An 11616-nucleotide genomic window follows, 5' to 3' on the forward strand; every position below is an offset into this window, starting at 1 on the left:
ATCGATCGGTTTTCCACGACGCGCGTGCACTTTCGCGGCGATGCGGTCGCGGCTCGCTCAACGGGTATCGGATCGGGAAGTCTGGTCGAACAGTTGAACGCGCAGCGCCTGCAGGCGCTGCGCGATGACGGCCTGTTGCTGATCGGGATCGGGAACGCTCGCCTGAACCTGCCGGACGATGTCCCGGCTCTGCTGCGCGTAGGCCAGATAACGCGGATCGCGTGCGGGCGACGGCCCCACCGTCTGCCGGGCGTAGGCGTCCCACTGTTGCCGCATCGACTGGATGGCCGCGCCGCGCGTCTCGGGGTCCGCCGTCGCGTCCGCAAGCAATGCGGCGCCGAGCGCCTCGGCCTGCACGGGAACAATTTCGTTGCGCGCAACGTGCTCGGGCAGCTCGGCAAGAATCTGACGGGCCAGCCGCGCCCGCTCCGCAGCCGGCATGCTGCTTCTGCCCTCGCCGTATGCCGCGATCCGGTCGCGAAAGCGGGCGAATGCGACGATGCGCTGCAATTGCGCTTGCGCATCGTCGCGGCCAGCGAGACTCTTTCGCAGTGCGACGAGATCCAGCTTGCGCTCGGAGGGGCCGGCGTCGGCTCGCGTCTCGTCCGCCGCATCCACGGGCGGTTCGCCGCGCTCGTTGGGCGTCGCGTCGGATCGCACGGGATGGGCTACAGCCGTCTGTGACGGCGACACGTATCGCCATCCCGCAACCGCTGCGCCGATCATCGCCAACAGCAACGCGGTTCGCCAAAGCGCTTTCGATTTTTTCACGGCGTCTCCTCATCGGGCCGTCGCGACGCTTCACTGTCTGCTTTCGTGTAGGTTCTATGTCGAAACCCAACCGTGGTCAAAGCGCGCACTAGAAGCGATCTACTAATCGACAAAAGACGAATCGAACGCACGCATTGCCTGCATTTTTCGACACGCCGCGTTCGTCGACGACGGTCGTGTTTCAGTTGCGGTTCAGTTGGGCTTCGGTCGCGCTGCGGTCATGGATTCGACCGCGCGAACTCGTTCGCCCGAATGCGGCTGACGCTCGTTGCTCCGACGATGCGAATGCACGGCGAGTCGACATGCGCGATCGGCTCGCCGCATTGCGTCCGGAGCGCAATGGCCGTGCTCGTCGAATTCGAATCGACGAACCGCGCCGTCGGCGGATGCGCCCACATGGCGGCCATCATGTGCGGCTGATCGGCGCGCCGCGCGCGACGCCGTGGCGCGACTCGCTCAACGAAATGCAGGCAGGGGGGCGGCGGCGCAATCCGCGCGCGGCGGCACGCGTCGTCCGCCGCCGTCGCATTTTGCAATGGCGTTGTAAAAAAGCGCTCGCCGCCGTTCAGTCTTCGCCGCGCTTCGTCCGCGACACCTGCTCCGTGCGGTCCGGCACGATGTCCGCGCTGTCGTCGGACGTCAAGTCGCCGTCCGCCGATGCGCGCTCGCCCATTCCGCCGCGGTCCGTGTCGCTTTCGAGTTCTTCGTCGCCCGTCTCGGGCGCGTGATGGTTGAGCCCGGTGTCGACGTCGCACGGCCACTGCTTCGCCCCCGCAACGTCGCTACCGCAGTCCGACTAATCGCTCGGGCCGAGCGAACGGCTGTCGTCGCTCGCCGACGGACGCTCGTCCGGTTGGTGCGGCTCGTCGTCCGGATTCGGTGTGCTGCTCATGTCGCCGCCCTCTGTCGATCGGGCGAATCGTGCGCCGGCCCGGGCGCGCCGTGCGCCTTGCGTGCGCGTTGCCTGCGCCGCGCGCCCGGCCGACGCGCTTCGGTGGATCAACCTCCGCCGGATGCGCCGCCGGGCGCCGCACCGGAACTGCCGGACGGCGCCATCGGTGTGGGCTGCACGCCGCCCGTCGCGCCGCCCGTCGAGCTCGAATCGGTGTTCGAGCCGCCCTGCTTCGAACACGAAGCCATCGTCATCGCCAGTCCGGCCGTCGTCACCCCGACGGCGACCACTCGCCACATGCTTCGATGAAATTCGGGTCGCATAGCACCTCCTGCAGTGAACGAATCCGTCGCGCAGCAAGCGACGTGCCGCGTGCTGCGGCGGCGGCCGGGGCGTGCGACCGGCCGGCCGCGCGGTGGCCGGACGGCAACCGGCGCGCGGCCAGCGACGCGTTCGCGGTGACGGCGGCGCTCGCGGCCCATGCTGGCCTCGCGGCCTGCGCTACCTCGTTGCCTTTCGCCTTCCTCGTCTCCTTCGCAGCACACGTCGCACACGCTGCGCCGCACACGCCGCCGCGCTGCGCATCGCCTAGAATTTCCTTCAAAGGACAACGACGAAAAAACGGCCGCGCGACGGGCGCAGTGCATGCCGAGCGCAGCCTGGGAGACAGCCATGTCCGAGCCGCCGCTTCCGTCTCGACAAGTCGATTACGAAGGCTTCGAGATCCACGTGTCGCCGGCCCCAACGCAAACCGACGCGAACCGCTACACGTACGCCGGCTACGTGTGCCATCCGGGCGCCGATCCGACGCTGCCCGGCCACACGGTGCCGTTTCACGCGGACGGCGAAGAGAGCTTTCGCAGCGCCGACGAGGCGTTCCACGAGGCGGTGTCGATCGGCCGCAGCATCGTCGACGGCACGCATCCGGATCTGTCGGTGCTGTCGCTCGTCACTCACGGCTATTGATGCCGCGCGACAAGCGGCGCGGCGCGGCGGCAATGCCGGCGTCGCCGGCTTCTGGCGTCGGCGTTCGGTGACGGCTGACGCTTGACGTGCGGCGTTTGCGGATTCACCTTCGGCATCGGGCTGCCGGCATGGGGTCGCCCTTTGCGGTTCACCGTTCACTATCGGTCATCGATCACCCGCCGCGCGTCGCCGGCAAGCACCGCTCTTTCGTCAACCGCCCGAGACGACATCGCTTGCCCCCGGCTTCGCCGTTAAACCACGACGCTCGCCGGCGCCCCCAGCGCACACTGCGCCACCAGGAACGAAAACGTCAGATGGCCCGCGATCCCGGACTCGAAGCGCTCGTCGAAGACGAACTGAAATTCGAACCCAACGTCGTCGCGCAAGCGATGTTCGGCGGTTGGGCGTGGCTGCTCGATGGCCATCTGCTGTGCGCCGCGCGCGACGACGGCATGCTCGTCAGGCTCGGCAAGGGCAACGACGGCTGGGCGCTGAAGCATCCGGGCATCGTCCGGATGATCTCGCGCGGCAGGCCGATGCTGGGCTGGGTGCGCGCCGCGCCCGACGCGTACGGCAACGACGCGTTGCGCCGCAGCCTGATCGACGCGGCGCTCGCGTTCGTCCGCTCGCTGCCCCCGAAGTAGCATGCGCGCGCCGTCTCCCGCGCCGTTCTCAGGCGGCGATCCGTATCGCGGCACGCCCGCCGAATACGCGCAGGCGGGACGCACGTAACGCGGCTAGTCTGGCGGCGCACGACGCCGAACGGATGACATCGCGCGACGAGCGGGGACCGTCAATGAATCCCGGCTCGCGCCGCCGCCGATTCGCCCGTCATCCGGCAGCCCGCGTGCCCGCCGCGCGCGCGGCCGTACTCGCGCGCGACACCACCGCATACCGCCGCGAAATGCCCAACGCAATCAGCGCGGCGACCGTCAGCGCCGCCGATGCCGGCGCGAGCAGGCCGACGCCCCACGTGTCGGCGACCCGCCCGCCGAGCGCCGAGCCGAGCGAGATGCCCGCGAAGATTCCCGACGAATTGAGCGCGAGCGCCATCCCCCGGTAATGCGGCTCGAGGCCGACGACGCGCCGCAGTTGCGACGGATAGAACAGATCCTGCATCAGCGCCCAGAGCGTGAGCAGCGCGAGCGCCGCGGCAAACCGCGCGTCGCCCCCGAAACCTGTCGCCGCGAGCGCGGCAAGGCCCGCGAACACCGCGAACATCGCGCCCATCGCCGCGGCAAGCAGCGGCTCGGCGGACCAGCGCCGCGCGACGCGCTGCGCGACGAGATTGCCGAGCATGCCCGTCACGCCGAACACGAGGAGCGCGAACGCGCCCTCGCCCGCACTCGCGCCGAAGCGCCGATGCAACAGCGGCAGGATCAGCGTGTACGTGCAGAAGAACGCGCCCGTCTGCAGCACGACGACGGCGAGGCCCGCCGCCGTCGCGGGACGCGCGAGCAACGCAACGAGCCCGCCCGCTCGCATCCGTTCGCCGCGCGACGCGTCGCGGACCGTGCCGGCGATCCACGCGGCGCTGCCGAGCGCGACGGCGGCGAGCCAGCCGAACGTCGCACGCCAGCCGAGCGCCTGCGCGACCCACGCCGACAGCGGCGCGCTGACGACGCTCGACAACGTCACGCCGACGAACACGATCGCGAGCGCCTTGCCCTGCCGCTCGGCCGGCGCGAGCCCGGCGCCGATCGCCGTCGCAACCGGGCTCACCGCGCCCGCGCCGACGCCCGCGACGATCCGTGCCGCAAGCAGCCAGCCGAAGCTCGGCGCGAACGCGCCGGCGAGCGTCGCGAGCGACGTCGTCAGCAGGCCGGCGATCAGCACGCCGCGCCGCCGCCGATGCCCGATCAGCATTTGCAGCACCGGCGCGCCGATCGCGAACGCGATCGAGAACGCCGCCATCAGGAGCGCCGCGCGCCCCGGCGCGATCCGCCAGTCGGCGGCCAGCGACGGCAGCGCGCCCACCACGCCGTACGACATGCTGCCCATCGCGAAATTGGCGCTCGCGAGCGCCCGTAGCGCATGACGCTCGGTTTCGTGTGTCTTCATCGAATGCCCTTCGAAAGTCCGGTCGCGGCCACCCAAGCCGCGTCTCGCGACAGTCTGCGCATCCCGTTGGTATATTTGAAATCGATTCTTCGTATTGGAGCCATTTACATGAAAAATATGTCGACCGAATGGCGCGGCGCCGACCTCGCGCTGCTCGCCGCGCTCGACGTACTGCTCGAAGAGGCGAACGTGACGCGCGCAGCCTCGCGGCTGCATTTGAGCCAACCGGCGCTGTCCGCGCAGCTCGCGCGGCTGCGCGAGCTGATCGGCGATCCGCTGCTGCTGCCCGCGAAGAACGGCCGCGGAATGGTGCCGACCGCACGGGCCCTCGCACTGCAAGGCCCGTTGCGCGGCGCGCTGCGCGAATTGCAGGCCGCGCTGCGCCACGGCGCCGCATTCGATCCGGCGACCGACGAGCGCACGTTCCAGATTGTCGCGAGCGACAACGGCTTCGTGATGGCGGGCCTCGATCTCGTGCGGCACGTCGCGACGCACGCGCCGGGCGTGCGCCTCGCGTTCCGCAATGCGCCGGCCGACGCTGCGGGCGCGCTGCTCGAGCGCGGCGAGGCCGACCTGCTGATCGCGGCCGATTTCGCGGTGCCGCGCGCGACGATCGCGCGCCCGCTGCTGCGCGAGCGCTATGTGATGGCGCAGCGCAACGGACATCCGCGCGGCCTCGCGCCCCCCGATCTCGACGCGTACTGCGCGCTTCGCCACGTGATCGTATCGGGCGACGGCGGCGGCCTGCACGGCTTCATGAACGACCGCCTGCGCGCGCTCGGACGCTCACGGGCCGTCGCCGTGTCGGTGCAGCAGTACCATCTCGCGCCGCTCGTGCTCGAAGCGACCGACTATGTGTGCGCGCTGCCCGAGCGCTTCCTGCTGCGCTTCGCCGACCGGCTCGATCTGCTGCCGCTGCCCGTCGAAGTCGACGGCTTCACGCTCGCCGCCGCGTGGCACCCGCGGCTGCACGCCGATCCCGCGCATCGCTGGCTGCGCAGCGCGCTGTTCGCCGTCGCGGGCCGGCGCACGGAGGACGAGCCGCCCGCCGGGCCGGCCGCGGCATCGGACGACGACTCGCACGCGACATGACTGCCAGCGCCCTGCATACGCGAAACGGCGCGCCGAAGCCGAACGCAGCAGTTCAAGGGCGACGGCCTTCGGGCATCGCCGCGCCTGCCGCTGTCACAAATACGCCGCCAGCTTCGTCTTGATCCTTCGAACGCTTCAAACCCTTCGAACCGCAAGTCTTTCAAGCAGCCCGTCCAGCAAACCCCAGGAACATGACCGAAACCTCCCGCCCGGCGCCGCCCGACGAACCGTTCACCGCGCTACGCCCGCGCCTCTTCTCGATCGCGTACCGGATGCTCGGCACGCGCGCCGACGCCGAAGACGTGCTGCAGGACACCTGGCTGCGCTGGCACCAGGCCGCCCGCGACGCGCTCGACTCGCCCGAGGCGTGGCTCGTCACGGTCGTCACCCGGCTGTCGATCGACCGGCTGCGCGCCGCGAAAGCACAGCGCGACGCCTACGTCGGCTGGTGGCTTCCCGAGCCGCTCGTCGACGTCGACGAGCGCACGCCCGAGACCGCGGCCGAATTCGCCGACAACCTGTCGGTCGCGCTGCTGTGGGTGCTCGAACGCCTGTCACCCGAGGAACGCGCGGCGTTCCTGCTGCGCCAGGCGTTCGAGCGCGACTACGCGGAAATCGCGCAGTTGCTCGACAAGAGCGAGGCCGCCTGCCGCCAGCTCGTCCACCGCGCATCGATGCGCGTGCAGCAGAAACACCGGCGCTTCGACGTGTCGCGCGACCGGCACCGGCAACTCGTCGAGCGCTTCGCGCAGGCGTCGGCAAGCGGCGAGCGCAGCGCGATCCAGGCGCTACTCGCGGACGATGTCGAGCTCGTCGGCGACGGCGGCGGCAAGGTGCCGTCGTTCTTCAAGGTATTGCGCGGCGCGTTCCGGATCGCGAATCTGTACTGGGTCGTCGGCAGGCGCCATGCCGGGCGGGTCGAGTACCGGCTCGCGCAGATCAACGGCGAGCCTGGCCTGCTGCGCTTCATCGACGGGCAGATCGAATCGGCGCAGGCGTTCGTCACCGATGGCGCACGGATCGTCGCGATCTACGCGGTGCGCAATCCGGACAAGCTCGCGCATATTCCGACCGGCCATGCGTGACGCGCGTGGCGCGGCGCGCGCTGCGCGGATCACATTCCGGCGCGTCACGGCCCGGCTCGGTACGACTCGCTCTCCCTGTCTCGCCCCTCCACGCCACGCTTGGTCTCGTCTCGTACTCAGCATGGTACGGCGTGCATCGGAAACCGCTCCATCGTCCGAACGGCCAACGATTTCGCTCCGCGCCACACCGACCGGCAACGCATGCTCGCGACACCCTGTCACAAACGCGCGACGCGCCACGTCTTGTAGGCGAGAGGGCCGCATCGGGCGGCCCCGCTTTCAGAGGAAACCGATCATGGCGCACGCCCCCCGCCTTCCGTACCCGAAGCTCGCATCGAAGCCGTTCAACGCGCTGCTCCATCTGTCCGAAACCGTGTGGAGCGGCTCGCTCGGCAAGCAACTCGTCGATCTGGTGTTCCTGCGCGTCTCGCAGATCAACGGCTGCGCGTACTGCATCGACATGCACTGGCGCGATCTCGTGAAGCTCGGCGTGAACGAGCGGCATCTGAACGCGGTCGCCGGCTGGCGCGAGGCCCCGTTCTTCGACGCACGCGAGCGCGCCGCGCTGCAATGGGCGGAAAGCGTCGCGCGGATTCCGCACACGGACCCGGGCGACGAGGCGTTCGCGCAGTTGCAGGCGCACTTCTCCGATGCCGAGATCGCCGAGCTCGGCTTCGCGATCGCGACAATCAACGCGTGGAATCTGCTGAACGTCAGCTTCAGGAATCCGATTCCGGAGACGACGTAAGCGGACGCCGGGCGACGCGTCGCCTCTACCCCGCCGGATGCCGGGCCCGGCCGCCGTCGCGACGGCGGCCACCGCCGCGCCGCCCGCGCCCGCAACGCAACCGCCCGGCGGGATACGCCAAACGACGAGCGGCAAAGCGAACAAGAGACAAAAAAATTCTCCCGGCACCCGCCGTCCGCGGCGCTGACCGTCGCCAACTCAGCCATTCACTCCAACTGCCCCGCGCGGGCGTACCATTCGATTCGAACGCCCACCCCGGCCCGTCGCGCGGCGCCGTTTTCCGGCCCGTATTCTTCACAGGTTAAACTCTGTCCTCCCGCGATGCCCTTCGGGCGTCAGCCATCATCGCCAGCGGCGCGCCCATGCGGCCCGCCCCCGTCCATGGAGTATTTCTTGATGAGCGGCGGATTCCCGCGTTCTGCCTTCCGTCTCCCCAGTCCCGTCGCCACCGCGGCACCCGTCGTCCTCGCCACGCTCGCGCTGTCCGGCTGCGCGCTGTTCCGCGCGCCGCAGGCGCCCGCGCCCGTCGTCGAAGCGGTGGCCGTGCCCGTCGAGCCGGCGAGCGAGCCCGTCGCCGCGCCCGAGCCGGCGAGCGCGCCCGAGCCCGTCGAGACCACGCCGCCGAAGAAACCGCACCGCGAGGCCGCCCCGCCGAAAAAGCCCGCGCGCGCCGTGCCGCCGCCTCCTGCGCCCGCGCCGGCACCCGCGCCGCTCGTGACGACGCGCGCGATCGAGCGCGGCCAGGTGCACGCGCTCCTCGACAGCGAGGTGCGACGCGGCGGCAAGGTGATCGGCCGCGCGGTCGACATGACGGCCGACGCGAACGGCGCGCCGCGCGAGATGCTCGTGAACCTGCAGGGCTTCATGGGCGTCGGCGACCGCAAGGTCAGCTTCCCGTGGAAGCTGTTCCGCTTCACGCCGGGCGGCAAGCAGGAGCCCATCGTCCTCGACATGCCGGCCACCGCGCGGCTGCAACCCGCCGACCGCCCGAAGACAGTGCCGCTCACGGGTTCGACGCGGGCAGGCGCCGAGCCCGGCCAGATGCGGATCATCGACGCCGACATCGAGCGCCCGAACGGCACGAAGGTCGGCCGCGTCGTCGACGTGCTGATCGGTCACGACGCGCAGCCGCAGGCGGTCGTGCTCGACGTCGGCGGCCTCGTCGATCCGGATCGGCACACGATCGCCGCGAACTGGTCGGCGCTGCGCTTCGCGCCGAAGGACAAATCGCTGCGCGCGCTGCTCGACCTGAACGACGCGCAACTGAGGGCGTCGCCGCCCTACGCCGGCGACAAGCCGATCCTCGCCGTCTCGCCCGCCACCCCAGCCGCCCCCGCCGCCGCGCCGGCAACCGCTCGAGCAGGTGCGAAACAATGACGGTCCGGCATGCGGTCAGCGCGCGTAGCCTGCGCGCCCTCGACTGGCTCAACTTCTTTGTCGCGAACGTGCAGACAGGCTTCGGTCCGTTCATCGCGTCGTATCTCGCGTCGCACAAGTGGACGCAGGGCGAAATCGGCATGGTGCTGTCGATCGGAACCATCAGCGCGATGGTGAGCCAGGTGCCGGGCGGCGCGGCCGTCGACGCGCTGAAGAACAAGAAAGGCGCGGCCGCGTGGGCGATCGCCGCGATCATCCTGTCCGCGGTGCTGCTCGCCGCGAGCCCGACCGTCGTGCCCGTGATCGCGGCCGAGGTGTTCCACGGGTTCGCGAGCTGCATGCTCGTGCCGGCGATGGCGGCGATCTCGTTCGCGCTCGTCGGCCGCGAGAGCCTCGGCGACCGGCTCGGCCGCAACGCGCGCTGGGCGTCGCTCGGCAGCGCGATCGCGGCGGGCCTGATGGGACTCACGGGCGAGTACTTCTCCGCGCGCGCGGTGTTCTGGCTGACGGCGGCGCTCGCGCTGCCCGCGCTCGTCGCGCTCGCGATGATCGAGCCGGCGCACCGCCATCATCACGCGGCGCCGCGCGCATCCGCGCCGCGCGACGACGCCGATGAAGACGAAGAGCACGAAACGCTGCGCGAGCTGCTGCGCGACAAGCGGATGCTGATCTTCGCCGCGTGCGTCGTGCTGTTCCATCTGTCGAACGCGGCGATGCTGAACCTCGCCGCGGGCGAAGTGACGGCGGGCATGGGCGAGAACGTGCAGCTCGTGATCGCCGCGTGCATCATCGTCCCGCAGGCGATCGTCGCGATGCTTTCGCCGTGGGTCGGACGCTCCGCGCAGCGCTGGGGCCGCCGGCCGATCCTGCTGCTCGGCTTCGCCGCGCTGCCGCTGCGCGCGCTGCTGTTCGCCGGCGTGTCGAGCCCGTACCTGCTCGTGCCCGTGCAAATGCTCGACGGCATCAGCGCCGCCGTGTTCGGCGTGATGCTGCCCCTCATCGCCGCCGATGTCGCGGGCGGCAAGGGGCACTACAACCTGTGCATCGGGCTCTTCGGACTCGCGGCGGGTGTCGGCGCGACGTTCAGCACGGCGCTCGCCGGCTTCGCGGCCGACCACTTCGGCAACGCGACAAGCTTCTTCGGGCTCGCCGCCGCGGGCGCGCTCGCGACGCTGCTCGTCTGGTTCGCGATGCCCGAGACGCGCGACGCGGCGCTCGCCGAAGACGCGCAGCGCTCGAGCGCCGAGCCGGCGCAGTGACGCGCCGACGGCCGCTGAACCGGCGTGCGGCGCGCTTTCCCCCCTCCTTGCCTGACCGAGATGGAAACGATCAAAGCATTCAACGACGCGCGCCGACAGATCCAGGAATCAGTGCTCGACCTGTTCAAGGGCTTGTCGCTCAAGGAGCGCCTGCTGCAAGGCGCGCTGATGGCCGTGCAGGCCGCGAGCGGCGCGTGCCTCGCGTATGGGATCGGCCGCGCGCTGCACACCGAGCAGGCCGTGTGGGCGGCGATCACCGCGATCGCGGTCACGCAGCACAACTACACGGACACGATCAACCTGTCGCGCGACCAGTTCATCGGCGCGATGGTGGGCGGACTGATCGGCTTCGCGGGCGCGGCGACGGGCGCCGGCCACTTCGTCGCGTACGCGGTCACGATCGTGGTCGCGATCATCTGCTGCTGGTGTCTGAACGTCGGCAGCGCAGCGCGGCTCGGCGCGATCACCGCGACGATCGTGCTGCTGTTTCCGGGCGAAGGCCCGCTGTGGGACATTCCGCTCGTGCGGCTCGGCGAAGTGACGCTCGGCACCGCGTGCGCGATGGCGGTCGGCTGGACGATGTCGCGGATCGAGCGGCGCTGGTTCGCGAAAGACTGAAGCCGCAGCGAACGGGCGAATGCGGCAAAAGTGAAAACGGCGGTGGCGCGCGAAGAAAGCGCGGTGTCGAACGGTGCTGAACAGTGCCGAACGACACCGCCCCGCGCGACGCTCCGACAGACAGCCGCCCTCGCCGGCGCGGCGGCCGCGAGCCGCATCCGAGCCGGCCGGGAAACGGGATGTGCGCGGCCCCCCCGTATCGGCCGCTGCGCCCGATTTCGCGGGAAACGGCGGTCGGCGCACCGCGCGTCGGCCGGCTTACGGTCCGATCTGCAGGATGACGCCCGTCGAGATGCGCACGAGCAGGTAGTCGCCGCCGATCCCGACCCAGTGATAGCCGCGCGGCGGCGGCGACAGGCGGTACCCGCGCCAGTCGTCGATCACGTACTGGCGGTCCCGGTATTCGTCCGGCAGGCGATCTCCGCGGCGCCACGCGGCGTTTTCGTCCCCGCGGTGCTCGCCGGGACGGGGGCCGCCGTCGTCGCCGTATCCGCCGTGATCGCGCCCGACATGCTTGCCGGGAGGCGGCCCGTGGCGTTCGTCGCCCGGTCCGCCCGGGCCGTGGGGTTGGGCGGCGGCGAGCGACGACACGAGCGCGCCGGCAGCGAGCATCGAAATCCACAGCGTACGATGTGCTTTCATCGAATCTCTCCGTGAAAAGGCGCAACCGGCTGTCGGCGCCGGGGCGCATAGAAAAAGGTAGCACATCGCGCCGAATCCGCCGGAAATTGCGGGTCGAGATCAAAA

Annotated in this window: 12 protein-coding genes and 2 pseudogenes; 10 read left to right on the plus strand and 4 right to left on the minus strand. The window is 70.4% G+C overall.

Annotation, left to right across the window (positions count from 1 at the left end):
* Positions 1-57 precede the first annotated feature (57 nt).
* Complete coding sequence (gene plcR / locus AQ610_RS13425) at positions 58-771, minus strand: phospholipase C accessory protein PlcR (protein WP_043282099.1); 714 nt, start codon at positions 769-771, stop codon at positions 58-60.
* 565 nt (positions 772-1336) lie between these two features.
* A pseudogene (locus tag AQ610_RS36830) lies at positions 1337-1663 on the minus strand (chemotaxis protein).
* 102 nt (positions 1664-1765) lie between these two features.
* Between AQ610_RS36830 and AQ610_RS36045 the strand changes: the two are divergent.
* The 4 genes and pseudogenes from AQ610_RS36045 to AQ610_RS38505 form a co-directional block, all read left to right on the plus strand.
* Positions 1766-1972 carry a hypothetical protein gene (locus tag AQ610_RS36045; RefSeq protein WP_156436725.1) on the plus strand — a complete coding sequence of 69 codons (207 nt, stop codon included), beginning with the start codon at positions 1766-1768 and terminating at the stop codon, positions 1970-1972.
* A 363-nt stretch (positions 1973-2335) separates the two neighbouring features.
* Entirely contained in the window at positions 2336-2629 is a 294-nt protein-coding gene (locus tag AQ610_RS13445) for a hypothetical protein (protein ID WP_006025041.1), read from the plus strand.
* Positions 2630-2943: 314 nt separating this feature from the next.
* Positions 2944-3273: a TfoX/Sxy family protein gene (locus tag AQ610_RS13450; protein WP_006025040.1), complete on the plus strand. Its 330-nt coding sequence runs from the start codon at positions 2944-2946 to the stop codon at positions 3271-3273.
* A 13-nt stretch (positions 3274-3286) separates the two neighbouring features.
* Positions 3287-3358: pseudogene (locus AQ610_RS38505) on the plus strand (lipocalin-like domain-containing protein); the annotation flags it as partial.
* 102 nt (positions 3359-3460) lie between these two features.
* Here the strand turns inward: AQ610_RS38505 and AQ610_RS13455 are convergent.
* Positions 3461-4690, minus strand: a complete 1230-nt coding sequence (locus tag AQ610_RS13455; protein ID WP_006025039.1) for an MFS transporter — start codon at positions 4688-4690, stop codon at positions 3461-3463.
* A gap of 108 nt (positions 4691-4798) precedes the next feature.
* On the opposite strand from AQ610_RS13455, the gene AQ610_RS13460 reads away from it, so the two are divergent.
* The 6 genes from AQ610_RS13460 to AQ610_RS13485 all read left to right on the plus strand — a co-directional run bounded on the left by AQ610_RS13460 (position 4799) and on the right by AQ610_RS13485 (position 10869).
* Positions 4799-5782 carry a LysR family transcriptional regulator gene (locus AQ610_RS13460; protein ID WP_009917508.1) on the plus strand — a complete coding sequence of 328 codons (984 nt, stop codon included), beginning with the start codon at positions 4799-4801 and terminating at the stop codon, positions 5780-5782.
* 191 nt (positions 5783-5973) lie between these two features.
* Positions 5974-6867: an RNA polymerase sigma-70 factor gene (locus tag AQ610_RS13465; RefSeq protein WP_006025037.1), complete on the plus strand. Its 894-nt coding sequence runs from the start codon at positions 5974-5976 to the stop codon at positions 6865-6867.
* Between the two features lie 295 nt (positions 6868-7162).
* Positions 7163-7615, plus strand: a complete 453-nt coding sequence (locus tag AQ610_RS13470) for a carboxymuconolactone decarboxylase family protein (RefSeq protein ID WP_006025036.1) — start codon at positions 7163-7165, stop codon at positions 7613-7615.
* A 396-nt stretch (positions 7616-8011) separates the two neighbouring features.
* Complete coding sequence (locus tag AQ610_RS13475) at positions 8012-8992, plus strand: hypothetical protein (RefSeq protein WP_043282187.1); 981 nt, start codon at positions 8012-8014, stop codon at positions 8990-8992.
* Positions 8989-10251 (plus strand): MFS transporter, encoded by a 1263-nt coding sequence (locus AQ610_RS13480; RefSeq protein ID WP_006025034.1) that lies wholly within the window; start codon positions 8989-8991, stop codon positions 10249-10251. Before AQ610_RS13475 ends, AQ610_RS13480 begins: the two co-directional genes overlap by 4 nt.
* 24 nt (positions 10252-10275) lie before the next feature.
* Entirely contained in the window at positions 10276-10869 is a 594-nt protein-coding gene (locus AQ610_RS13485; RefSeq protein WP_009911728.1) for an FUSC family protein, read from the plus strand.
* 258 nt (positions 10870-11127) lie between these two features.
* Here the strand turns inward: AQ610_RS13485 and AQ610_RS13490 are convergent, their stop codons facing one another.
* Positions 11128-11511: an RcnB family protein gene (locus AQ610_RS13490; protein WP_006025032.1), complete on the minus strand. Its 384-nt coding sequence runs from the start codon at positions 11509-11511 to the stop codon at positions 11128-11130.
* Positions 11512-11616 lie beyond the last annotated feature (105 nt).

It is taken from the genome of Burkholderia humptydooensis (genome assembly GCF_001513745.1).
Taxonomy (GTDB): Bacteria; Pseudomonadota; Gammaproteobacteria; order Burkholderiales; family Burkholderiaceae; genus Burkholderia; species Burkholderia humptydooensis.